This is a genomic window from Brevundimonas sp., assembly GCF_016742135.1.
Classification (GTDB): domain Bacteria; phylum Pseudomonadota; class Alphaproteobacteria; order Caulobacterales; family Caulobacteraceae; genus Brevundimonas.
In genome coordinates, this window is sequence record NZ_JACVCG010000003.1 from 234,107 (window position 1) to 256,300 (window position 22,194).

Below are 22,194 nucleotides of genomic sequence, written 5' to 3' on the forward strand. Positions count from 1 at the left end.
GGGTCCTCGCCGTCTAGGGTGCGCCTTCTCCGACTGATGACGAGGAACCGGGTGAAGAGTCTGCGCCGATCACAATCCCTGTCCGGGGCCCTGCTGGCCCTCCTCATGGGTGGCTGGTTGACGCTCGCGGCGGTCAGCGCGCCCGCGCAGGAAGCCCCCTCGTCCACGGGACCCGCCGCGACCGAACGGATCACGGCCGAACTGGTGTCGATGACCGCGAGCGCGACGCCGGGATCGACGCTGATCCTGGCCGTGCGTCAGGACATCGAGCCCGGCTGGCACACCTATTGGCGAAACCCCGGGGATTCGGGCGGGGCGACCACGCTCGACTGGCGCCTGCCGGAAGGCTGGGAAGCGGGCGAGATCGTCTGGCCCCTGCCGGAGCGCCAGCCGCTGTCGGGGCTGATGAACTACGGCTATTCGGACGTCGTCTATCTGCCGGTGCCGATCACGGTTCCGGCGGATGCCGAGCCGGGCCGGACGCTGGACCTGTCGGTGACCGCCCTGTTTCTGGTGTGCAGCGCCGAGATGTGCGTGCCGGATGAGCTGACGCTGGGCCTGCGCCTGCCGGTCGGGGCCGCGGACCAGACCCCGCTGGAGACCCGCCATGCCAGCGCCATCCAGGCGGTGCTGGAGTCCTCGCCCCGGCCCGCCGGGCTGAGCGCGCGGATCGTGCGTGGCGACGACGGCGGCCTGACGCTGGCCGTGACCGGCGACGCCGTTCGGGGGCCGGAGGGTCCCGGGCCGGTCTATTTCTTTCCGTTTGAGGGCGGAATCATCGACCATGCCGCGCCCCAGCCCGGCACCTGGGGCCCGGAGGGGCTGAGCCTGACCCTCGCACCCGGCGGCAAGGTTCGCGCAGGCGGGCTCGCCGGGCCAGTCGGGGGGGTCATAACCACCGGACGGGGCGCGTTCGAGATCATCGCCGAGCCAGGGCCCCTGCCGGGCGGAATCAGCGGAAGCGGCACACTGGCGGCCACAAATGGCGATTCCGCGAGGCCGTTCGAGGTCGCCACCCTGATCCAGGCCGCCCTTCTGGCGCTGGTCGGCGGCCTGATCCTGAACCTGATGCCCTGTGTGTTTCCCATTCTGGCGATGAAGGCAGCGGCGCTGGCCCGGGCGGCGCACGCCCCGCATGAGGCGCGTCGGGACGGTTTGATGTTCCTGGCCGGGGTGCTGGTGACCTTCCTGCTGCTGGCCGGGCTGATGCTGGGGCTGCGGGCGGCGGGCGAGGCGGTCGGCTGGGGCTTTCAGCTGCAGAGCCCGGTCGTGGTGGTGGGGCTGTCGCTGCTGACGCTGGCGGTCGGGCTGAACCTGTCCGGCGTCTATCATGTCGGCCAGTCCCTTCAGACCGTGGGCGAAGCGCGGCTGTCGCGCCTGCCCGGCGGCACGGGCGCCTTTTTCACCGGCGTGCTGGCCGTGGCCGTGGCCGCGCCGTGCACCGCCCCGTTTATGGCCGCAGCGCTGGGGGCGGCCCTGATCATGCCGTGGGGGGCGGCCCTGATCGTGTTCCTGATGCTGGGGCTGGGCCTGGCCCTGCCGTTCGTGGTCGTGGCGTTCAGCCCGGCGCTGCTGGCGCGCCTGCCCCGCCCGGGGCCGTGGATGGACCGGATGAAGGGCCTACTGGCCTTTCCCATGTATGCGACCGCCCTGTGGCTGGCGTGGGTGGCGGCGCGGCAGGCAGGCAGTGAGGTGCTGGCGCTGGGCCTGATCGCCGGGCTGATGCTGGCCTTCGCCCTGTGGCTGTGGGGCACGCGGCAGGCGGGGGCCGGGCGCTGGGCCCTGGTCCTCGCGGCCCTGTCGCTGGTCGGAAGCCTTGCGGCTCTGGTGCTTGTCAGCCGGATGGAGCCTACGGCACCGACGGTGGCCCCGGCATCGGTCGAGGCGGGCCCCGAGGCCGGCATCTGGTCGGAGGAGGCGGTCGCGGCGGCGCGGGCCGATGGACGCCCCGTGCTGGTGAATTTCACCGCCGACTGGTGCGTGACCTGCAAGATCAATGAGCGGGTGGCGCTGTCGTCCGGTCAGGTCCGGGCGGCACTGGACGCGGCGAACGCCCTCTATCTGGTCGGCGACTGGACGGTGCGTGACCCCGCCATTACGCGCGAACTGGAGCGTCACGGTCGGTCGGGCGTTCCGCTGTATCTGCTGTATGCGCCGGGCACGGAGGCCCCCCGTGTTTTGCCGCAACTGTTGACGCCGGGACTGGTCGCGGAAGCGATCCGCGAGGCCGGTTCATGAGGTTCTGACTTCCTGCCCACCCTGACGGAGAGACTGCGATGATCATCCGACTGCTGGCCACCGGTGCCGCCCTGGCCCTTCTGGCCGCCTGTAGCCCCGCGACCGAAGCCCCCGAGACCGGGTCGACGGAGACGGCCGAGGCATCGGCCGCCGACATGGCCCCGGCCTTTACCCTGGTCGATGCCGAGGGGGTGGAACGCAGCCTGGCCGATTTCCGCGGCAGGACGGTCGTTCTGGAGTGGACCAATGAGGGCTGTCCCTATGTCCAGAAGCACTATGAGTCGGGTGCCATGCAGGCCCTGCAACGCGAGGCAACGGGCGATGGCGTGGTGTGGCTGACCATCATTTCTTCGGCCCCCGGTCAGCAGGGCTATGTCGAGGGGGATGCGGCGCGGGAATGGCAATCGCGCAACAACGCTGCCGCCACCCATCTGCTGCTGGACCCGGAAGGCACGGTCGGCCGCCTTTATGATGCGAAGACCACCCCGGACATGCGGGTCATCGATCCGGAAGGGCGGCTGCTGTTCGTCGGCGGGATCGATGATCGCCCGACCAACAAGATCGAGGATCTGGAAGGGGCCAACAACTATGTCCGCGCCGCCCTGACGGACATGGAGGCGGGCCGTCCGGTCGCGACACCGTTCGCCACGCCCTATGGATGCTCGATCAAATATGCGGACGAGCTGGAAGGGGCGTAACGGCCCCTATCCCGGGAGGGCCACTACTCGGGAAAGGTCTGGGCCGGGCTGGTGATGACGGCGATGTTGTCGTCGAACAGATGCACCAGTTCGGCCAGGGCGAGGTCGCGGGCACCGGCGGTGTCGGCGGCCTCCATATCGGCCAGACGGACCGGCAGGTCCTCGGACAGGCCACGCAGGATGCAGGTCATGTCGCCCTCGCTCTCGCGCGACTTGAGGATCAGATGACCCTGCATATTGAGCTCACCCAGGGCGGTGGCCTCGGTGCGGAAGTTCAGCCATTCGCTGCCGCCCAGGAAGCCGGGCGTATGGATGGCGCCGGTTGCGGCCCAGCCCTCGGCCACGCTCTTGAGCCGGCCGGACCGGGAGACGATGTCGATGAACAGGGGCTCGGACGCCAGACCGGTCAGGTCGGCGGGCACGGTAGCCGGGTCGACCGAGGCCGCCAGGGCCACGTCAGGGTTGGTGAGCAGGAGGGCGGTCGCGAGGGCCAGTCCGCAGGACATGGGAACCTTTCCGGGCGCCAGAACGCCCTTCAGTGACATCAATCGTCAGGCCGCCGCCCGAATCGGGGCGACCTTGGGGATTGCACCGGTTTACGCCCCAGCCGTAAACGAGCCCTTGACGCCTACCCCCTGATCCGGAGTCGCCCATGTCTATCGCCCTGCCCGTTACCGACCCGAAACGCCGGGCCGAGGCCTGGTCCCGGTTCGAGGCCGTCGCCGCGCGGGACGGGGCCGCCCGGATCGAGACCCTGTTCGATCATGAGGCCGGGCGGGTGGAGCGACTGACGCTGGAGGTGGCGGGCCTGACGCTCGACCTGTCGAAACAGGCCTTTACCACAGACGGGCTGGACGCCTGTCTGGCGCTGGCCGAGGCCTGTGATGTGGGCGACTGGAAGCGGGCCCTGTTCAACGGGGCGGCGGTCAATGCCACCGAGGGCCGGGCGGTGCTGCATCCGGCGCTACGCGCCCCCGACGGGGCGCATTTCGAGGCGCTGGGCACGCCGATCTCGCGCCAGGTGGAACAGGTGCGCGACCAGATGGTGGCGTATGCCGAGGCGATCCGGGCCGGTGAAGAGGCCGGCGCGACAGGCGAACGGTTCCGGGCGGTGGTCCATATCGGCATCGGCGGGTCGGATCTGGGGCCGCGTCTGGTATGGGATGCTTTGAGGCCGCTGGATCCCGCCATCGAGGTGCGGTTCGTCGCCAATATCGACCCGCGGGAGATGGCCGAAGCCCTGATCGGGCTGGACCCCGCCTCGACGCTGGTGATCGTGGTGTCGAAGACCTTCACGACCCAGGAGACGCTGGCCAATGCCACGCTGGCGCGTGACTGGCTGGCCGCCGCCCTGCCGGAAGACGGCCTGCGGCGGCATCTGGTCGGGGTGTCGGCGGCGCCCGACAAGGCCGAGGCCTTCGGTTGCGGCCGGGTGTTCGGATTCTCGGACTGGGTCGGCGGGCGATATTCCCTGTGGTCGGCGGTCAGCCTGTCCTGTGTGATCGGGCTGGGCGGCGAGGCGTTTCGCGGCCTGCTGGCCGGGGCGAGCGAGATGGACCGGCACTTCCTCGAGGCCCCGCTGGCCTACAATGCGCCCGTGCTGATGGCGCTGGCCCAGGTCTATAATGCCGAGGGGTTGAAGCGGCGGGCGCGGACGGTGGCCCCCTATGCCCACGGGCTGAGACGGCTGCCGGCCTTTCTGCAGCAGCTGGAGATGGAGTCGAACGGCAAGGGCGTGACCCGTGATGGGTCGCCGGCGACACGCGGCACCGGGCCGGTGGTATTCGGTGAGCCCGGTACCAATGGTCAGCATGCCTTTTTCCAGCAACTGCATCAGGGTCTGGAGATCGTCCCCGCCGAATTCGTCGTGGTGCGACAGACGATGGAGGGCCGGGACGGCGCGCCCCTGTGGTCCAATGCGGTCGCCCAGGCCGAAGCCCTGATGCGCGGGCGGTCGGCCGAGGCCGCCCTCGCCGACATGATCGATCAGGGAATGGACCGGGACGCGGCTGAGCGGCTGGCATCGCACCGGGCGTTTCCGGGCAACCGCCCCTCGACGACCCTGCTAATCGACCGGCTGACGCCGCAGGCGCTGGGCGCCCTGCTGGCCCTTTATGAGCACAAGACCTTCGTCGAGGGCGTGATCTGGGACATCAACAGCTTTGACCAGTGGGGGGTGGAGCTGGGCAAGGTGCTGGCCAAACGGGTGCTGGGCGCGGCCCACGAAAAACGGGCCCCAGAGACCTGGGACCCGTCCACGCGGTCGTTATTTGAGCGACTGGTCTGACGCTTACCAGCGGCGATCGTAGCGGTAGTCGCGACGGTCATTCCGGCGATCATAGCGACGGTCGTAGCGCTGGTCGCGACGGTCATTGCCATAGTAGCGCGGGTCACGACTGTTGATCCCGTGTTCGCGTTCCCAGTGGCCCTGGTTCCGGTAGCAGCGGCCCCCGCGATAGTAGTTGCAGTCATTGCCGCGGTTGGCGGTGGCCCCGATGGCGGCCCCGGCGAGCGCTCCGCCGAGAATATATTCGCCCTCGCCGTTGCCGATGATGGCACCGGCCACGGCGCCGACGGCGGCCCCCAGCAGGGCGTCCTGGCCACTGGAGGACCGGTCGCGGTCCGGATGGCGGTCGTAGCGATAGCTCTGGGCCGAGGCCGGGCTGGCCACCATCAGGCCCAGCGCCAGAAGCCCGGCGGTCAGGGCACCGGCTGTGGCGGTGCGGCGGGCGGGGTCGGTCGGGAGAGCAAGGGTGCGGGTCATGAAATCAGCCTTTCCTGATGGATCGGATATGGTTCGTGGCCTGAGCATGCCCCTTTGCGCCTGAACGTGCCGGGAGGGGTCCGTTCATCCGGTGTTCATCTGCCGGGAGGTCGGCGGCGGGCTTGTCTCGGAACGCCGTTCGGCGCACCTTGGCGGGCCATGCTGTCCCCGATCCGGTTCCTTCGTCGTCGCCTCGGACAGGCCCTGCTGGCGGGCGGGGTCATGATCGCCGCCATGGCGCTGGCGCAGACGGCCCTGGCGCAGGAGGCCCCGCCCCCGCCGCCACCGCCCCCGCCGCCCCCGGTGGATGAGCGCACCGACATACGGGTCTCCGCGCCTGACGCGCTGGCACGGGAGCGTCTTGAGCGGGCGGTCGCGGCCCGCGACGCCGGTGACCTGGCCGTCGCGGAAGCGGGCTTTGTCGAGGCGGCCGAGGCTTTTTCGGCGCTGGGCCGGCCGGTCGAGGCCTCTGACGCCTGGATCGAGACGGCGCGCCTGCGTCTGGCCACCGACCGCGCGGCCGAGGCGGAGCAGGCCCTGCTCCGGGCCGTCAGCGTGATCGAACAGGCCCGGGGTCCTGCCGACCCCGCCCTCGTCAAGCCGCTGCAGATCCAGGGGCGGCTGTATTACATCCAGGGACGGTATGAGGCGGCGCTGGTCAATATCGCGCGGGCCCGGGCCCTGCTGGCGGACCGGGCCGACACGGCCACCATCGCCGAACTGCTTTTCGAGGAAGGCCGGGCGCTGGACGCGCTGGGCCGCTTCGCCGAGGCCGAAAGCGCCGCGCGGATCGGCCTGGGCCTGCGACTGGACCTGCTGGGGCCGGACGACCCGCTGACCGCCGACACCATGAACCAGCTGGCCAATGCCCTGATGGCCCAGGGCCGGTTCGCCGAGGCCGAGCCGATCTTTCGCCGGGCGCTGGGCATCTATGAGGTCGCCTATGGCCGGGACAGCGACACGGTGGCGCTGGTGCTCAGCAATCTGGGCAATGTGCTGCGGCGCACCGGGCGGATGGATCAGGCGGGGGCTGCTTATGCCAGGGCGGTCGGCATCGCGGAGGGCGTGGGAGACCCCTTCCTGCTGGCCCAGCTGCTGAACAACTACGGCTGGTACCTGCATCTGGCGGACCGGGACGTGGAGGCCCAGCCCGTGTTCGAGCGGGCGCTGGCCATGGCGGTCGAGCTGGCCGGGCCCGAGCATCCCTTCACCGGCATCGCGCGCGCCAATCTGGCCATCACCCTGTCTGGACAGGGGCGGCATGCCGAGGCCCTGCCGCTGTTTGCCGAGGCCCTGGCCGTGCTGGAACAGGGACTGGGTGCCGACAGCCCGGACCTGGTCACCACCCTGGAAGAGCGGGCGTGGGCGCTGGCGGAGACCGGGGATCATGCCGAGGCCGAGGTCCTCTACCGGCGGGCCCAGGCGATCGTCGCGGCGCGGCTGGCCCCCGGCCATCCCGAGGCCGTGAGGCTGGCGGAAAGCATGGCGGACTTCCTGTCGGACCGGGACCGCCCGGGCGAGGCGCTGGCCGTCATCCGTCCGGCGCGGCGGGACCTGTTCGCGCGGAGCGGCCTTGGGCTTGAGGGCGGCGACCCCCTGCGCCGGGCCGCGCCGCTGTTCGCCCAGCAGGTCCGGGCCAGCTGGGACCGGGCGGATCAGCTGGCCGACACCGCCGCGCGCTAGAAATTTCTGCCGCGTGCCGCGCCGCGCCCCTTGACGGGCCGGGGGCTGCCCCCCTACCTGCAGGCCGCATTAGCACTCTCGCCCTGCGGCTGCCAAAGCGCCGGTCGGGAGACCATTCCAAAGGGAGATACCACAGATGGCGTTTCGTCCTCTCGGCGACCGCGTGCTGGTCAAGCGCGTGGAAGAAGAATCCAAGACCAAGGGCGGGATCATCATCCCCGACACCGCCAAGGAAAAGCCCCAGGAAGGCGAAGTCGTCTCCGTCGGCCCCGGCGCCCGTGACGACAGCGGCAAGGTCAATGCGCTCGAGCTGAAGGCCGGCGACCGCATCCTGTTCGGCAAATGGTCGGGCACCGAGGTCAAGATCGACGGCGAAGACCTGATCATCATGAAGGAATCCGACGTTCTGGGCGTGCTGTCCTAAGCACTCGCGTCGACCCCCCTTCTTCAACGAAATCAACACACAGGAGCTGCCTCCATGGCTGCCAAGATCGTACAGTTCAACACCGATGCGCGCGACAAGATGCTGCGCGGCGTCAACATCCTCGCCAATGCGGTGAAGGTCACCCTGGGGCCCAAGGGCCGCAATGTCGTCATCCAGAAATCGTTCGGCGCCCCGCGCTCGACCAAGGACGGCGTCTCGGTCGCCAAGGAAATCGAGCTGGAAGACGCCTTCGAGAACATGGGCGCCCAGATGATCCGCGAGGTCGCCTCCAAGACCAACGACAAGGCCGGTGACGGCACCACCACCGCCACGGTGCTGGCCCAGTCGATCGTCCAGGAAGGCCTGAAGTCGGTCGCCGCCGGCATGAACCCGATGGATCTGAAGCGCGGCATCGACAAGGCCGTCGCCGCCGTGCTGGCCGAGGTCAAGGCCAACGCCAAGAAGGTCTCGGCCAATTCGGAGATCGCCCAGGTCGGCACCATTTCCGCCAATGGCGATGTCGAAGTTGGTGAAATGATCGCCCGCGCCATGGACAAGGTCGGCAATGAAGGCGTCATCACGGTCGAGGAGGCCAAGACCGCCGAGACCGAGCTGGACGTCGTCGAAGGCATGCAGTTCGACCGCGGCTACCTGTCGCCCTACTTCATCACCAACGCCGACAAGATGGAGGCCGACCTCGAGGAGCCGCTGATCCTGCTCCACGAGAAGAAGCTCTCCAGCCTGCAGGCCATGCTGCCGATCCTGGAAGCCGTGGTGCAGTCGGGCCGTCCGCTGGTCATCATCGCCGAGGACATCGAGGGCGAGGCCCTGGCCACCCTGGTGGTCAACAAGCTGCGTGGCGGCCTGCGCGTCGCCGCCGTCAAGGCGCCGGGCTTCGGCGATCGCCGCAAGGCCATGCTGGAGGACATCGCCGTCCTGACCGGCGGCCAGGTGATCTCGGAAGACCTGGGCATCAAGCTGGAAAACGTCACCCTGGACATGCTGGGCCGCGCCAAGAAGGTCACCATCACCAAGGACGACACCACCATCGTCGACGGCGTGGGTGAGAAGGCCGCCATCGAGGCCCGCATCGCCCAGATCAAGCGCCAGATCGAGGACACCACCTCGGACTACGACAAGGAGAAGCTGCAGGAACGTCTGGCCAAGCTGGCCGGCGGCGTCGCGGTCATCCGCGTCGGCGGCTCGACCGAGGTCGAGGTCAAGGAGAAGAAGGACCGCGTCGACGACGCCCTGAACGCCACCCGCGCCGCGGTGGAAGAAGGCATCGTGCCCGGCGGCGGCATCGCCCTGCTGAAGGCCACCAAGGCGCTGGAAGGCCTGACCGGCGACAACGCCGACCAGACCGCCGGCATCGCCATCATCCGCCGCGCCATCCAGGCCCCGATCCGTCAGATCTCGGAAAACGCCGGGGTCGAGGGCTCGATCGTGGTCGGCAAGGTGCTGGAGAACAAGGACGCCTCGTTCGGCTTCAACGCCCAGACCGAGGAATATGGTGACCTGGTGAAGATGGGCGTCATCGACCCCGCCAAGGTGGTCCGCACCGCCCTGCAGGACGCGGCCTCGGTCGCCGGCATCCTGATCACCACCGAAGCCGCCGTGGCGGACGCCCCCAAGAAGGCCTCGGCCGGCGGCGCCCCCGACATGGGCGGCATGGGCGGCATGGGCGGCATGGACTTTTAAGTCCGTCATCCCGGCCAACGAGGGGGGCACCTCAGCGCCTCCCGAGGCCGAGCCGGGACGTCCGGCGGTTCATCGCTGAGACAGAAGAGGCGCTCCGGGAGACCGGGGCGCTTTTTTCGTTGCCCGGTTCGCGTATCTGTGTTCCTGTTTTGTTCGTTATGGGCCCATCCGCCAGAAAGCGTAGCGCGTCGCGCTACACCATGCTATGATCCGGAGTTGGAAATCCCGCGACGCACGGCTGGTCTTCGAAGGCCGTGCGCCCAAGGGGTTTCCGGCCGATCTGGTCCGGGCGACGCGGCGGCGTCTGGAGCGGCTGGACGCCGCGGCCACCGTCGAGGACCTGCGCGTGCCGCCGGGCCACCGGCTGCACAGACTGGGCGCCGACCGCGCCGGACAGTGGTCGATCAGCGTCAACGACCAGTTCCGGATCTGCTTCGTCTGGGGCGACCACGGCCCGGAGCAGGTCGAGTTCGTGGACTATCACTGAGGACACCGGCATGACCGCGCCCGAGCCCGCTCACGACTATACCGCCTTCGCCGAGCCCCTGGCCCATCCGGGCGAGCATCTGCGCGAGGACTTCCTGCCCGACTATGGCCTGACGCCCGGCGCCCTGGCCCGCGCCATGGGGCTGAAGGACCGCACGCGGATCGAGCGGCTGGTGCGCGAGCAACAGCCGGTCACCTCGGACACCGCCCTGCGCCTCGCGCGGGTGTTCGGCACCACGGCCGAGTTCTGGATGAACCTCCAGACCCAGCACGACCTGTCAAAGGCGGCGATCGCGGCGCGGGATGAGTTGGCGAAGATTGTGCCATTGCGGGCGGCGTAGGATAGCCAGCGCGCCTGAACTCGTCCTGCGGTGAAGTTTGTATATAGTTGATTGAGGCAGGGAGAGGGAAACCTGAAATCAACGACACACTCCAAACTCGGACGAATCCTTTTCGTCGTTGTTCCGGGTCGCTACTTCATCAGTCATAGGCTGCCGCTCGCCCGATCAGCTATGGCAGAGGGCTGGGAGGTGCACGTCGCAGCGCCCATTGGCCTCGATCAGGATGCAATCGACCACCCCGGAATAACCGTGCACCGCGTCGATCTGGTGCGAACCATCGGGCACCCCGTCCGGGAAATTGCAAGTCTGGCTGCACTTTTCAGGCTGTGCAGGCGACTGCGACCAACCTTGATTCATACCTTGGGCCCGAAGGCCTGTGTTCTGGGCGGTCTGACGGGGCGCGTTCTCGGGATTCCAACAGTTCTGGCAAGGGGCGGTATCGGGGCGCCCGAGACAATGTCGGGGCTGAAAAACCGCATTGCTCGTCACGTTATCCGCTGGGGCATAGCGCTTAGCCTTTCGGAAAAGGCGGTTCTGATAGCCCAGAACGATGATGAGCGTCGAAACTGCCTTATTTTCAAGCGGCACAGGGACCGCTCACAGATTGTGGCTGGCGCCGGTGTCGATTGCGATCTCTTCAGTCCGACCCCGGAGCCCGAAGGGCCTATAAAAGTCTTGTTTCTCGGCCGGCTTCTCCGGAGCAAGGGAATTGTCGAGTACGTCTGCGCCGCCCGACTGCTGAGGTTAGAGTTCCCCGACGCGCGGTTCCTGATAGCAGGAGGGCTGGATGAGGGAAGTGCGGCAGCAGTCACCCAGGACGAGCTAGTCCGGTGGCAAACGGAGGGCACCGTTCAATGGCTAGGTCATCGCACCGATGTCGCGACCCTTCTTTCCGAATGTCACATTGTCTGCGTACCCAGCCACGCCGAGGGTTTGCCGAAGGCCCTGACAGAGGCGGCAGCGGCGGGCCGGTGCATCGTGACGACGGACGCTCCCGGATGCCGGGACGTCGTCGAGCATGGGGTGAATGGGCTGCTCGTCAAGCCCGGCTCCGTGAACGAGATTGCCGATGCATTGGGCAAGCTCATTCGCTCTCGAGAACTGCGCGCAGCATACGGCCTAGCGGGCCGAACACGTGCGCTCCGACTTTTCGACCAGCGCGTCACCGTCCCCCAGATCCTTTCGATCTACAGTTCATTGACCCAAGAGAAGACGAGAATGCTCTCGATACGAAGAGAGCGATACTTCAGTCGCTTTTACCCCGACCGCGCATCGCGGTTAGGTTCTCTAATTTTTCGACATGCCGATAAGGAGCGTATACGAATTCTGCGCAGCGTTGTCGGGGACCTAGACAAGTCCACAGTTTTGGATGCCGGATGCGGGGATGGCGTCGTGCTGTCATCTCTTGTCGCAGGACGGCCGCGCCTGATTCAGCTTGAGGATATTTGTGCATGGTCAACAGACATGGCTTCTCAAGTGCTTTCAGGCAGGGCCGATGAAGTGAGGCCCATTTGCGGGGATTCACTTGACGGTGCCACCAAGTTTGAAACGGTTCTCGCAATCGGCCTTCTCGACTATGCCCTCTCCCCCATCGACGCTTTCAGGCGCTTGCGGGAGCGCTCGCTAAGAAAAGTAGTGGCTACCGTTCCGCGGCATCACGTTCGCAACTGGATCAGGTGGGTATGGTTCAAGGGCCTCGGGATTCCATTCAGCATCCTATCCCTAAGACAGGCCCAACTCTTGGCCAGCGCCCCCGGTCATCACCACCAAGTTTTGAGGGGGCCTTTTGAATGGGTAATCACGACGAACGTCATGAGTGGCGGGGGCAATGATGGCGAGCATCCGTGAATCGAGTCGCAAAAAAGTTCTCGTCATTGCCCCTCACGGCGATGACGAGGTTCTAGGTTGCGGTGGCATGGTGGCGCGGGCCGGCGCTGAAGGGGCGCTTGTCACGATCATAATCATGGCCGCTGGCGGCGTTCACAACTATCATTTGGCTGTTGAGGCTTCACTGGATCAACGCCTTGAAGAGATACATGCGGCATCGAAGATTCTGGGCGTCTGCGGTACAAGGGTGCTGTTCCCAGGGCTCGAAATCCACTTGGAAGCACTACCAATGCTTCATCTTGTTTCGGCGCTAGACGAGGTGCTGTCCGAGCAGGCCTACGACGAATGCTACATCCCTGAGCCAAGCCACAATCTGGACCATACCCTCACCCATCAGGCCGCATTGGGTGCCTTTAGGCTTGGCTCAAACAACACTCCCTCATTGATCGCAACGTACGAGGGCACTCGTCCGGGGTGGCAATCCCCAATGGGCGCGGGGGGCGACTTCCTTGTAAACATCAGCGCGACAATCGACGTAAAACTTGCCGCGCTATCGGCGTACGAGACCCAAATACGTGAGTATCCACACCCTACGTCGATCGAGGCATCGAAACGCTTGGCCGCTTTGAGGGGCATGGAGGCCGGGGTCGATTATGCCGAGCGATTCCGGATACTTAGGCTCGTACGAGTCTGAACGTGACAGGTCTCATATTAAAGGGTTGGGAGGTCTTTCAGCGTCCCCTCGCTGTTCTCCTTATGGCTCCGGCTATACTGATCGCCTTGCCCTTCACAATACTAGTTCAAATCCGCTCTCCCGGCCCCCTCCTTCATGCATCCGTTCGCGAAGGGCGCGGTGGTGCTGAGTTCAAAATGCTTAAACTGCGCACTATGATTCCGAATGCAGAATATAACCTGATTTCCTTGCTTGAAAAGGCAGATGGAGCCGAGGAACACTGGCGAAGGTACGGCTTCGTTACTAATGATCCTCGAATCGCCGGCCCCGCCGCTCAGATCGCTCGTCGCTTCAGCATCGATGAACTACCGCAGCTCCTAAACGTCGCGAAGGGGGAAATGAACCTGATTGGTCCTCGCCCCATGCCCACGGTCATGGTGAATTGTATGTCGCCAGCAGACCGCGCGGCACGTCGCACCCTCAAGCCCGGGATGACTGGTCTTTGGCAGGTTTCGGGACGCAGCAATCTCCCTATCAAGATGATGGGGCGCCTCGACCATCGATACGTAAACCGCCGAAGTGTCGCTCTGGACATTGGCATTCTGATCCGAACATTTGGGGTCGTCATAAAAGGTGATGGAGCGTATTGACCGCTCCCTCCCCCTCATCCATCGGGCGGCATGACCTATGCCTTGCCCGTCGATCCTGAGCGGTATGCGGCCTTTCTGGGGGTGATGGCGGTGCTGGCGATCACACCGGGGCCGGCCAATCTGTTCTCGATCGCCAATGGCATGGCGCGCGGGCGGCGGGCCGTGGTGGTCGGGGTGCTGGGCATGAGTCTGGCGACCCTGGTGTGGTTCACGGCGGCGGCGCTGGGGCTGGGGGCGCTGGTGCTGGCCTTTCCGGCGGCGTTCCGGGTGATCGCCGTGGGCGGGGCCCTGTATGTGGCCTGGCTGGGGAGCAAGGCCCTGTGGGGGGCTGTGCGGGGCGCGGCGCCGGGGAAGCCCGAGCGGCCGAGCCTGACGCTGGGGCGCAGTGCCTTCTTTGACGGCTTCATGGTGCAGCTGGCCAATCCCAAGGCGGTGCTGTTCTTTACCGCCGTGCTGCCGCCGTTTGTGGATGTGGGGCGGCCGCTGGGGCCGCAGCTGGCGCTGTTCGCGCTGGCGACCGTCGGCATGGATATGATCACCATGAATGCCTATGGCCTGGGCGGGGCGGCGCTGGCGCGGCGGATGACGGCGCCGGGGTTCCGGCGCGGGTTTGATGCCGGGGTCGGAGTGCTGTTGCTGGCGGCGGCGGTGCTGATCGGGCTAAGGCTTTAGGGGCGGCTGTAGGGCCGGGAGGCGGAACCGGGGCCGTTCAGGCGTCGTTCAGGTGGAAAGTGCCTGGCTGGGCCACAGCCAACCCCTTGTTTTGGATGACGGGTGCGCGCACCTGTTATGCGGACGCCCTCGCTTTCGGAGATGGACATCATGCCTCGCTCGAACATTCGCCGACCCGCCCTGTTGGTGGTGGCCACCAGCGCCCTGGCGCTCGCGGTCGCGGCCTGTGCCACGCCGACCCCCTATGGCCCCATGCAGCCCGGACGCGCCGGCGGCTATGCCGAGCAGCGCCTGGAGGCCAACCGCTTCCGCGTGGCCTTTGCCGGCAACTCCGTGACCTCGCGCGAGCAGGTCGAGATGGCGCTGCTGCTGCGCGCCGCCGAGCTGACGGTGCAGGAGGGCTATGACTGGTTCGCCACGGTCGAGCGGACCACGGACCGCGACACCCGCTATGTCGGCACGCGCGACCCCTTCTATGATCCCTATTACCGGGGCTGGAGCCCCTACTGGCGCTTCTATCGCGGCGGGGCCTGGAGCCGGTACGACCCGTACTGGAACGACATCAATGTCCGCCAGATCGACCGCTTCGAGGCGACCTCGGAAATCATCATGGGCCGGGGACCCAAGCCCGCCGGCGACCCCAACGCCTTTGACGCGCGCGATGTGATCTCGAACCTGGCCCCGCGCGTGACGCGCTAGAACGACCGGAGCGCCCCGGCCGGGTCAGCCCAGTCGGGGTGTCTTCAGGCGCCGCTTGTTGGCGTGGGTGTCGGGCGCATTGCCCAGCGCCTCGGGGATTTCACCCTTGAAGTAGTAGCGCTGCCAGGCCTCCTTGGCGGCCTCGGGGTCGCCCCTGGCCAGGCGCTGGTTGAAGTCGGTCCGCTGGCGGTTCCAGGCCTCGAACTGGTCCTTCATGCCGGGGTTGGACTCCAGCGAGCGGATGACGGGCTGGAAGTCCTCGACCTTGCGCGCCTCGATCAGGGTGATGAAGCAGAACGGCTCACCCCGCTCGAAGGTGATCTTGCCCGGGCGGGTGAAGATCCAGTTCATGGTGAAGGGGAAGGGCAGCCAGTCGGTCTCGATCAGGCCGGTCAGGGCCTGGATGCCGTCCTTGACGTGATTGGGCGCGCCGGTGGCCATCATCTGCCAGCCCGGCGGGGTGCGGAACATATACTGGGGATGCATGGTCAGCACGCCGCGCGAGAAATGCGAGGTGACGAAGTGGCTGAGGTCGGAATTGACCCGCTCGGGCGTGATGCGGATGTCTTCCTGACGCGGGCCGCCGTTCCACTCGGCGGTGAAGCCGACCGGGCACAGGATCTCCCAGCCCGTGGTGTTGGCCATGTTGAGCGGCAGGCAGCGATAGGGGTGGCGGCTGGCAAAGGCGTCCATCCAGGCGCGCGACTGTCGCCCCGGCACCATGTCCGGCGGCCGCGCCGTCATCGGATAGCACTCCAGTTCCACCTTGGACCTCCGGTTCAGATTGGCTCAGCCCCTCTCCTATCCGGTGGCCCCGCACGCGGTCAAAACCTATGATGGCGGAATGAGCCTTGCTGCCCCCTTTGACCGTGACCGCCTGCTGGACTGGATGGCCGAGGCGGGTCTGGCCCCCCGCACCCATGATCATCCGGCGGTGTTCCGGGTGGATCAGGGCCATGCGATCAAAGCCGCTCTGCCCGGGACCCACACCAAGAACCTGTTTCTGAAGGGCCGGGGCGGTCAGCTGTGGCTGGTCAGTGCGCGTCAGGACACGACCATCGACCTGAAGCGGCTGGCGAAGCTGCTGGGCTCGGACCGGCTGTCGTTCGCCCCGGAGGAGGCCATGGTCGAGACGCTGGGCGTGACACCGGGGTCGGTGACGGCGCTGGGTCTGGTCAATGACACAGAGGGGCGGGTGCAGTTCGTGCTGGACCGGGCCCTGTGGACGGCCGATGTGGTCAATTTTCACCCCCTGACCAATACGGCGACGACGGCGCTGGACCAGACGGATTTCCGGCGTTTCCTCGATCGGCTGGAACGGACGCCCCTGATCATCGATTTCACTGGTGAAGAGGGACCGCGCATCGTTGACCCGGTTGCCGATCCCGTGCCCCATGACCATGTGGCGGATAAAGCCCTGTCCCCTGCCGAGGAAGCCTGAATGTCCCTGATCGATCCCGCACAGTCGAACGGCCACTCCAGCACCGACGATCTGATCGTCGAAGGCTCGGACGCGGGCTTCATGAAGCAGGTGGTCGAGGCGTCGAGAAGCCGGCCGGTCATCGTCGACTTCTGGGCGACCTGGTGCGGGCCGTGCCGCCAGCTGACGCCGATGCTGGAAAAGGCCGTGCGCGCCGCCGGTGGCGCCGTCGCCCTGGTCAAGATCGATGTCGACAAGAACCCGGCCTATGCGGGCCAGCTGCGCGTGCAATCAATCCCGACCGTCTATGCCTTTGTCGACGGCAAGCCGGTCGACGGCTTCCAGGGCGCGGTGCCCGAGAGCCAGCTGAAGGCCTTCATCGACAAGCTGACCGGCGGCAAGAGCGGCAATTCCGACGTCGATCAACTGCTGGCGCTGGGGGCGGAATCCCTGTCGCTCGACGATCTGGGCGGGGCGGCCCAGGCCTTTGCCCAGGTGCTGACGCTGGAGCCCGACAATGCCAAGGCTATCGCCGGGATGGCGCGGGTTTATCTGGCCGACGGAGACCGCGAGCAGGCGCTTCAGACCCTGGCCATGGCGGGCCCGAATTCGACCGATCCCGATATCCAGAGCGTCCGCGCGCAGCTGTCGCTGGGGGCCCAGGTGGCCGACGACAGCGAGGTCGAGGCCCTGAAGGCGAAGATTGCCGCCGACCGCGCGGACCATCAGGCGCGCTTTGATCTGGCCGGCGTGCTGGCCGCCCGGGGCGACCTGGCCGGAGCGGTCGATCAGCTGCTGGATATCGTCAAGGCCGACCGGGAATGGAACGATCAGGCGGCGCGCAAGCAACTGCTGACCGTGTTCGAGGCGGCGGGGCAGAATTCCGACGTGGCCAGGGACGGACGGCGGCGCCTGTCGTCGCTGTTGTTCTCATAGGGATGGCGCATTGGCCCAGGGCATAGTCAAGGCTGGCGACCTGCCTCAGGTCATTCCCGTCTTTCCGCTGGACGGGGCGGTGCTGCTGGCCCGGGGGCAGCTGCCGCTCAACATCTTTGAGCCGCGCTATCTGAACATGATCGATGACGCCATGGCCGGCGACCGCCTGGTCGGCATGGTGCAGACCACCGGTGGGCCGGCGGACAACCCGGCCCTGGCCCCGGTCGGCTGCGTCGGGCGCATCACCAATTTCGCCGAGACCCCGGACGGACGGTATATGATCACCCTGACGGGCATCTGCCGGTTTCGTATCGCCGAGGAAATTCCCGCCCGATCCCCTTACCGACAGGTGCGGGCGGACTTTCAGCCCTATGCCACCGACCTGATCCCGGCCCCGTCGAGCGCCGCGATTGGCCGCCCGGCTCTGCTGGAGTCGCTCCGCCTGTTTCTGGAACACCGGGGGCTGGAGATCGACTGGGATGCGGCGCGCGACGCCCCCGCCGAGGCCCTGGTCAACAGCCTGTGCATGGCCCTGCCGTTCGAGGTGGCCGAGAAACAGGCGCTGGTCGAGGCTGCGGATCTGACCGCCCGGGCCAGGGCCCTGACCACCCTGCTGAGCATCAATGCGGCGGACAGCGGTGAGGATACGCCGCCCTCGCTGCAATAGGTCGCATCCGTCTGGACGCGGCCGCTGCCACTTCTATGATCGCGGGATGAGCGACAGTTTCAACACCCCCTCGACCGTGGATCCGCGCCTGCTGGAGGTGCTGGTCTGTCCCGTGACACGCGGCACGCTCGCCTATGACCGGGCCCGTCAGGAGCTGGTGTCGAAGGGGGCAAAACTGGCCTTTCCGATCCGCGACGGCGTGCCGATCCTTCTGGTCGGCGAAGCGCGGGCGCTGGACTAGACCGCCTCTCCCCGCAGGAGTTTTGGCAGGTCGCCTGTGGCGCCGCCCGCTTCATGCATGAAGGCCCGGCGCAGGGGGGCAATGCGGTTGACGGCGGCCATGCCGAGGTCACGCACCGCGCGGACCGGGGCGATATCGTTCGAGAACAGCCGCACAAAGGCATCAAAGGCCAGCGTCAGGGCGACCGTGTCGAACCGCCGCCATTGGGCATATCGCTCCAGCACCGGCTCGGCGCCGATGTCCTCGCCCAGCGTGCGGGCGTCGGCGAGCACCTCGGTCAGGGCGGCCACGTCCTTCAGCCCCATGTTCAGTCCCTGCCCCGCGACCGGATGCACCCCGTGGGCGGCATCGCCGATCAAGGCGATCTGCGGCGCGACCATGGCGGTCGCCAGGCTCAGCTCGAGCGGATAGACGAAGCGCGGGCCCTCGGGCCGGGCTGTCCCGAGGAAATCCCCGAAGCGCCGGTTCAGGTGGGACAGAAAGGCGGCGTCGGACGCGCCGCGCAGGGCCTCGGCCGCCCGCGTCGGCTCGGTCCAGACCAGACTGGCGCGCTGATCGGTCAGGGGCAGGATGGCGAAGGGGCCGCCCGGCAGGAAATATTCATGGGCCACATTGCCGTGGGGTTCGGCCATGCGGACGGTGGCGACCACGCCGCTCTGGCCATAGGGCTGCCGGATCACGCCGATGCCGGCTGCGTCGCGCACCACCGACCGGCGGCCCTCGGCTCCGACCACCAAAGCGGCCCGCACCTGTGATCCGTCGCTGAGGGTGACAAGGGAACGACCCAGCCCCGTTTCGACCGCCCTTACCCCGACGGGGGCCCGGATGGTCACATCGGTCTGAGCCAGAGCCCGGGCCTGGGCCACCCGCAGGCGGCGGTTCTCGACCATATAGCCCAGCGGTTCGCCGCCGGTGGCGTCACCGATCTCATCCGCGTCAAAGCGCAGATAGGCCGGATCAGGCGCCCTGGCCGAGGCCCCGGGCCGGCGTCCGTCGGTCACCAGAATGCGGTCCATGCGGCAGGCATGGGGCGCCAGATCCTCGCCCAGCCCCAGGGTGTGAAGCATCCGGTAGGTGGCAAAGGCAATGGCAGTCGAGCGGCCGTCAAAGGTCGGGGCCAGCTGGGCCTCGAACGGCTGGGGATCGACCAGGGTCACGTCGAACCCATCGCGCGCCAGCGCCAGCGCCAGACTGGCCCCGGCGAGGCCCGCGCCGGCGATCAGGACATCGGTGTCGGCAATCTCGCTCATGGTCCCTTGTCGCGCCGTGACGGCCCGGCGTCCAGTGCGGCGAAAGGCCCCCGAAAGAGGGCCGCGTCTGCGGCGAGGTAAACAGCCCCTTAACCCTCCCTCTGCCACCCTGTCGGTGTCTCGTCGCCGTTTCGTCCGCAAGGGGTTTGTCCGCCCATGTCCGCTGCCCTCGCCATCAGTCATCGGCTCTGGCTGAGCGCCCGCATCGTCTGGCAGGCGCCGGCGATCGTGCGATTTCGCGGCATGCTGCAGGCGCTTCTGTCAGTGCTGCTGCTGATCGCCCTGATCTCGTGGAATCGAAACGATCCCAGCTGGAACGCCTCCTCGACCCACGCCCCGACCAACTGGCTGGGAGCGCAGGGGGCGGTGGTCGCCGATCTGTTCATGCAGGGGCTGGGGCTGGCGGCCTGGCCCGCGGCCCTGCTGCTGCTGGCCTTTGGCCTGGCCATCGCCGTGGGCGACACCCTGCGTCATCGGCTGATCGTGACCCCGATGCGCAGCCTGACCGCAACGTTGGGCGTGCTGGCCCTGGCCGCCGCCTTGTCGACACCAACCCCGCCCGCCATCTGGCCGCTGGTCACAGGCATGGGCGGCCTGTCGGGCGATGGGTTCAGCGGGGTGATCGTGGCAGGGCTGAATGCCCTGGGCCTGCCGGGTAACAGCGTCATCGTCAGCGTGGCGATCGGCCTGATGTTCCTGGCGGGGGCCCTGACGGCGCTGGGCCATGCGCTGGGTCTGCGGCCTGCCGATCTGACCGACGGACTGGACTGGATCCGGGGCCGGGGCCGTCGTCCCCGACCGGTCGCGTCTTCGGAAACGCCCCGCGCTCGCCCGGCGCGCCGCGCGCCACCCCGTCCCCGACCCGTCGATCCGGAAACGCCACCCGTGCCGGAGGCCGCGCCCGCCGCTGCCCGCGCACCGGACGTGTCCGGGCCGCGCGTCGCTCCGACCAAGGCCGCCCGCACCCCCCGCAAGGACGCCGATGTCGACCAGCGGACCTTTGATTTCGTACGACCGCCCGGCGCCTTTGACCTGCCGTCGCTGGCGACCCTGGCCAAGCCGGAGAAGCGTGTCGGCGCGGTCGACGAAACCGCCCTGAAACAGAATGCCCGCCTGCTGGAGGAGGTGCTGCAGGAGTTCGGTGTGCGCGGCTCGATCGACCAGATCCGGCCCGGTCCGGTCGTGACGCTCTACGAACTGGTGCCTGCCCCGGGCGTGAAGCACGGGCGCGTCGTGGCCCTGGCCGACGATATTGCCCGCTCCATGTCGGCCCGCGCCTGTCGCATCAGTGTGGTGCAGGGCCGGAACGCCATCGGCATCGAACTGCCCAACGCCCGGCGCGAGACCGTCTATCTGCGCGATCTGCTGGCCTCGGGCGAATATGACAAGCCTGCCCATCTGTTGCCGCTGGCGCTGGGCGAGACCATCGGCGGCGAGCCCTATGTCGCCGATCTGGCGCGGATGCCGCACCTGTTGATCGCGGGCACCACCGGTTCGGGCAAGTCGGTCGGGGTCAATGCCATGATCCTGTCGATCCTGTACCGCCTCAGCCCCGACGAATGCCGCTTCATCATGATCGACCCCAAGATGCTGGAGCTCAGCGTCTATGACGGCATCCCGCATCTGCTCAGCCCGGTGGTGACCGACCCGAAGAAGGCCGTCGTGGCGCTGAAGTGGACGGTGCGCGAGATGGAGGACCGCTATCGCCGCATGTCCAAGCTGGGGGTGCGCAACATCGCCGGCTACAATGCCCGGGCGAAGGAGGCCCAGGAGAAGGGCGAGCATTTCGAACGTACCGTCCAGACCGGCTTCGACGAGCAGGGCCGCCCGGTCTATGAATCCGAGAAGATCCGGCCCGAGCCCATGCCCTATCTGGTCGTGGTCATGGACGAGATGGCCGACCTGATGCTGGTGGCCGGCAAGGACGTCGAGGGCGCGGTCCAGCGTCTGGCCCAGATGGCGCGCGCGGCCGGCATCCACCTGATCATGGCGACCCAGCGGCCGTCGGTCGATGTGATCACCGGCACGATCAAGGCCAATTTCCCGACCCGGATATCCTTCCAGGTGACCTCCAAGATCGACAGTCGGACCATCCTGGGCGAACAGGGCGGCGAGCAGCTGCTGGGCCAGGGCGACATGCTCTATATGGCCGGCGGCGGCCGCATCACCCGCCTGCACGGCCCGTTCGTGACCGACCGCGAGGTTGAGGAGGTCTGTGCCCATCTGCGGGCGCAAGGGGCGCCCGATTATCTGGACCTGATCACCGACGAACCTGACGACGAGGGCGGGGACGACGGCGGCGATGCCGGCGGCACCGGCGATGACCTGTACGACCGCGCCGTGGCCGTGGTCACGCGCGACCGCAAGGCTTCGACCTCCTATGTCCAGCGGCGGCTGCAAATCGGCTATAACCGTGCGGCCTCGCTGATCGAACGGATGGAGCAGGAGGGCGTGGTCAGTCCCGCCAACCATGCCGGCAAGCGCGACGTGCTGGCCGGACCGCCGCCGTTGTAAGTGGCCCTGACGCTCGCCGCGCGGCGGCTCGCTGCTTGAGGGCAGGTTCTTTGCCCTGACGCTCGGCTCGCGGAGCCTCGCTGCTTGAGGGCAGGGTTCTTCGCCCTGACGCTCGCCGCGCGGCGGCTCGCTGCTTGAGGGCAGGGTTCTTCGCCCTGACGCTCGCGACGCGGTCGCTCGCTGCTTGAGGGCGTGAACCTGCGCGCCGGAAGGGCGTTGATCGGGGTCGTCGGTGCGCGGGCCTCCCGATTTCGATGAACGGGGCTTCATCGCAGCGCCGGAATATGGTCAGGCTGGAGCCATGACCGCG

At 67.5% G+C, this 22,194-nt stretch carries 22 protein-coding genes; 18 read left to right on the forward strand and 4 right to left on the reverse strand.

Annotated elements, in window-relative coordinates; translation table 11 throughout:
- Window positions 1-51 precede the first annotated feature (51 nt).
- Together IBJ06_RS08005 and IBJ06_RS08010 are read left to right on the forward strand one after the other, a co-directional pair.
- Window positions 52-2,238, forward strand: a complete 2,187-nt coding sequence (locus IBJ06_RS08005; RefSeq protein ID WP_292159002.1) for a thioredoxin family protein — start codon at window positions 52-54, stop codon at window positions 2,236-2,238.
- Window positions 2,239-2,276: 38 nt separating this feature from the next.
- Window positions 2,277-2,936 carry a thioredoxin family protein gene (locus IBJ06_RS08010; protein WP_292159004.1) on the forward strand — a complete coding sequence of 220 codons (660 nt, stop codon included), beginning with the start codon at window positions 2,277-2,279 and terminating at the stop codon, window positions 2,934-2,936.
- Window positions 2,937-2,959: 23 nt separating this feature from the next.
- On the opposite strand, the gene IBJ06_RS08015 is transcribed toward IBJ06_RS08010, so the two are convergent.
- Complete coding sequence (locus tag IBJ06_RS08015) at window positions 2,960-3,442, reverse strand: hypothetical protein (RefSeq protein WP_292159006.1); 483 nt, start codon at window positions 3,440-3,442, stop codon at window positions 2,960-2,962.
- Window positions 3,443-3,588: 146 nt separating this feature from the next.
- Here IBJ06_RS08015 and pgi point away from each other — a divergent pair, with 146 nt between their 5' ends.
- Window positions 3,589-5,223 (forward strand): glucose-6-phosphate isomerase, encoded by a 1,635-nt coding sequence (gene pgi / locus IBJ06_RS08020; RefSeq protein ID WP_292159008.1) that lies wholly within the window; start codon window positions 3,589-3,591, stop codon window positions 5,221-5,223.
- Between the two features lie 3 nt (window positions 5,224-5,226).
- Here pgi and IBJ06_RS08025 read toward each other — a convergent pair whose 3' ends face one another.
- Window positions 5,227-5,700: a hypothetical protein gene (locus IBJ06_RS08025; RefSeq protein ID WP_292159009.1), complete on the reverse strand. Its 474-nt coding sequence runs from the start codon at window positions 5,698-5,700 to the stop codon at window positions 5,227-5,229.
- A gap of 159 nt (window positions 5,701-5,859) precedes the next feature.
- On the opposite strand from IBJ06_RS08025, the gene IBJ06_RS08030 reads away from it, so the two are divergent.
- From IBJ06_RS08030 to IBJ06_RS08075, 10 genes are all read left to right on the forward strand, one after another.
- Window positions 5,860-7,383 carry a tetratricopeptide repeat protein gene (locus tag IBJ06_RS08030; RefSeq protein WP_292159011.1) on the forward strand — a complete coding sequence of 508 codons (1,524 nt, stop codon included), beginning with the start codon at window positions 5,860-5,862 and terminating at the stop codon, window positions 7,381-7,383.
- A 136-nt stretch (window positions 7,384-7,519) separates the two neighbouring features.
- Window positions 7,520-7,807 (forward strand): co-chaperone GroES, encoded by a 288-nt coding sequence (gene groES / locus IBJ06_RS08035; protein ID WP_123288102.1) that lies wholly within the window; start codon window positions 7,520-7,522, stop codon window positions 7,805-7,807.
- Between the two features lie 54 nt (window positions 7,808-7,861).
- Window positions 7,862-9,508 carry a chaperonin GroEL gene (gene groL, locus IBJ06_RS08040; RefSeq protein WP_292159013.1) on the forward strand — a complete coding sequence of 549 codons (1,647 nt, stop codon included), beginning with the start codon at window positions 7,862-7,864 and terminating at the stop codon, window positions 9,506-9,508.
- A gap of 205 nt (window positions 9,509-9,713) precedes the next feature.
- Complete coding sequence (locus IBJ06_RS08045) at window positions 9,714-9,995, forward strand: type II toxin-antitoxin system RelE/ParE family toxin (protein ID WP_292159015.1); 282 nt, start codon at window positions 9,714-9,716, stop codon at window positions 9,993-9,995.
- Between the two features lie 10 nt (window positions 9,996-10,005).
- On the forward strand, window positions 10,006-10,335 hold the full coding sequence (locus IBJ06_RS08050) for a HigA family addiction module antitoxin (RefSeq protein WP_292159017.1): 330 nt from the start codon (window positions 10,006-10,008) through the stop codon (window positions 10,333-10,335).
- A gap of 51 nt (window positions 10,336-10,386) precedes the next feature.
- Window positions 10,387-12,183, forward strand: coding sequence for a glycosyltransferase family 4 protein (locus IBJ06_RS08055; RefSeq protein ID WP_292159019.1), 1,797 nt, complete (start codon window positions 10,387-10,389; stop codon window positions 12,181-12,183).
- Window positions 12,167-12,856 (forward strand): PIG-L deacetylase family protein, encoded by a 690-nt coding sequence (locus IBJ06_RS08060; RefSeq protein WP_292159021.1) that lies wholly within the window; start codon window positions 12,167-12,169, stop codon window positions 12,854-12,856. The genes IBJ06_RS08055 and IBJ06_RS08060 overlap by 17 nt, the downstream gene beginning before the upstream one ends.
- A gap of 62 nt (window positions 12,857-12,918) precedes the next feature.
- Window positions 12,919-13,485 carry a sugar transferase gene (locus IBJ06_RS08065; RefSeq protein ID WP_292159417.1) on the forward strand — a complete coding sequence of 189 codons (567 nt, stop codon included), beginning with the start codon at window positions 12,919-12,921 and terminating at the stop codon, window positions 13,483-13,485.
- 30 nt (window positions 13,486-13,515) lie between these two features.
- A complete protein-coding gene (locus tag IBJ06_RS08070) occupies window positions 13,516-14,157 on the forward strand; it encodes a LysE family translocator (RefSeq protein WP_292159023.1) in 642 nt (213 codons plus the stop codon).
- 150 nt (window positions 14,158-14,307) lie between these two features.
- The gene (locus tag IBJ06_RS08075) at window positions 14,308-14,856 is read left to right on the forward strand and encodes a hypothetical protein (RefSeq protein WP_292159024.1); all 549 of its coding nucleotides are present in this window, start codon (window positions 14,308-14,310) and stop codon (window positions 14,854-14,856) included.
- Between the two features lie 24 nt (window positions 14,857-14,880).
- Here the strand turns inward: IBJ06_RS08075 and IBJ06_RS08080 are convergent, their stop codons facing one another.
- Window positions 14,881-15,621, reverse strand: coding sequence for a DUF6065 family protein (locus IBJ06_RS08080; protein WP_292159026.1), 741 nt, complete (start codon window positions 15,619-15,621; stop codon window positions 14,881-14,883).
- Window positions 15,622-15,700: 79 nt separating this feature from the next.
- Here IBJ06_RS08080 and IBJ06_RS08085 point away from each other — a divergent pair, with 79 nt between their 5' ends.
- From IBJ06_RS08085 to IBJ06_RS08100, 4 genes are read left to right on the forward strand one after another with little or no spacing between them, the layout of a single operon-like run.
- The gene (locus IBJ06_RS08085; protein WP_292159028.1) at window positions 15,701-16,297 is read left to right on the forward strand and encodes a prolyl-tRNA synthetase associated domain-containing protein; all 597 of its coding nucleotides are present in this window, start codon (window positions 15,701-15,703) and stop codon (window positions 16,295-16,297) included.
- The gene (trxA, locus tag IBJ06_RS08090; RefSeq protein ID WP_292159030.1) at window positions 16,298-17,212 is read left to right on the forward strand and encodes a thioredoxin; all 915 of its coding nucleotides are present in this window, start codon (window positions 16,298-16,300) and stop codon (window positions 17,210-17,212) included.
- Between the two features lie 10 nt (window positions 17,213-17,222).
- Window positions 17,223-17,879, forward strand: a complete 657-nt coding sequence (locus IBJ06_RS08095) for an LON peptidase substrate-binding domain-containing protein (protein ID WP_292159033.1) — start codon at window positions 17,223-17,225, stop codon at window positions 17,877-17,879.
- A 46-nt stretch (window positions 17,880-17,925) separates the two neighbouring features.
- Window positions 17,926-18,120: a Trm112 family protein gene (locus IBJ06_RS08100; protein WP_123288092.1), complete on the forward strand. Its 195-nt coding sequence runs from the start codon at window positions 17,926-17,928 to the stop codon at window positions 18,118-18,120.
- Here the strand turns inward: IBJ06_RS08100 and IBJ06_RS08105 are convergent.
- Window positions 18,117-19,370, reverse strand: coding sequence for a UbiH/UbiF/VisC/COQ6 family ubiquinone biosynthesis hydroxylase (locus IBJ06_RS08105; protein ID WP_292159035.1), 1,254 nt, complete (start codon window positions 19,368-19,370; stop codon window positions 18,117-18,119). The two genes, IBJ06_RS08100 and IBJ06_RS08105, sit on opposite strands and share 4 nt — an antisense overlap.
- Before the next feature lie 156 nt (window positions 19,371-19,526).
- On the opposite strand from IBJ06_RS08105, the gene IBJ06_RS08110 reads away from it, so the two are divergent.
- Window positions 19,527-21,884, forward strand: a complete 2,358-nt coding sequence (locus tag IBJ06_RS08110) for a DNA translocase FtsK (RefSeq protein ID WP_292159037.1) — start codon at window positions 19,527-19,529, stop codon at window positions 21,882-21,884.
- Window positions 21,885-22,194 lie beyond the last annotated feature (310 nt).

Bases quoted from the DNA above. Each gene is read 5' to 3' on its own strand.
- IBJ06_RS08010 (WP_292159004.1), top strand. From the start codon at position 2,277: ATGATCATCCGACTGCTGGCCACCGGTGCCGCCCTGGCCCTTCTGGCC.
- groES (WP_123288102.1), top strand. From the start codon at position 7,520: ATGGCGTTTCGTCCTCTCGGCGACCGCGTGCTGGTCAAGCGCGTGGAA.
- trxA (WP_292159030.1), top strand. From the start codon at position 16,298: ATGTCCCTGATCGATCCCGCACAGTCGAACGGCCACTCCAGCACCGAC.
- IBJ06_RS08060 (WP_292159021.1), top strand. From the start codon at position 12,167: ATGGCGAGCATCCGTGAATCGAGTCGCAAAAAAGTTCTCGTCATTGCC.
- IBJ06_RS08075 (WP_292159024.1), top strand. From the start codon at position 14,308: ATGCCTCGCTCGAACATTCGCCGACCCGCCCTGTTGGTGGTGGCCACC.
- IBJ06_RS08025 (WP_292159009.1), bottom strand. From the start codon at position 5,700: ATGACCCGCACCCTTGCTCTCCCGACCGACCCCGCCCGCCGCACCGCC.
- IBJ06_RS08070 (WP_292159023.1), top strand. From the start codon at position 13,516: ATGACCTATGCCTTGCCCGTCGATCCTGAGCGGTATGCGGCCTTTCTG.
- IBJ06_RS08110 (WP_292159037.1), top strand. From the start codon at position 19,527: ATGTCCGCTGCCCTCGCCATCAGTCATCGGCTCTGGCTGAGCGCCCGC.
- IBJ06_RS08085 (WP_292159028.1), top strand. From the start codon at position 15,701: ATGAGCCTTGCTGCCCCCTTTGACCGTGACCGCCTGCTGGACTGGATG.
- IBJ06_RS08065 (WP_292159417.1), top strand. From the start codon at position 12,919: ATGGCTCCGGCTATACTGATCGCCTTGCCCTTCACAATACTAGTTCAA.
- IBJ06_RS08100 (WP_123288092.1), top strand. From the start codon at position 17,926: ATGAGCGACAGTTTCAACACCCCCTCGACCGTGGATCCGCGCCTGCTG.
- IBJ06_RS08105 (WP_292159035.1), bottom strand. From the start codon at position 19,370: ATGAGCGAGATTGCCGACACCGATGTCCTGATCGCCGGCGCGGGCCTC.
- IBJ06_RS08045 (WP_292159015.1), top strand. From the start codon at position 9,714: ATGATCCGGAGTTGGAAATCCCGCGACGCACGGCTGGTCTTCGAAGGC.
- IBJ06_RS08050 (WP_292159017.1), top strand. From the start codon at position 10,006: ATGACCGCGCCCGAGCCCGCTCACGACTATACCGCCTTCGCCGAGCCC.
- groL (WP_292159013.1), top strand. From the start codon at position 7,862: ATGGCTGCCAAGATCGTACAGTTCAACACCGATGCGCGCGACAAGATG.
- IBJ06_RS08015 (WP_292159006.1), bottom strand. From the start codon at position 3,442: ATGTCCTGCGGACTGGCCCTCGCGACCGCCCTCCTGCTCACCAACCCT.
- pgi (WP_292159008.1), top strand. From the start codon at position 3,589: ATGTCTATCGCCCTGCCCGTTACCGACCCGAAACGCCGGGCCGAGGCC.
- IBJ06_RS08030 (WP_292159011.1), top strand. From the start codon at position 5,860: ATGCTGTCCCCGATCCGGTTCCTTCGTCGTCGCCTCGGACAGGCCCTG.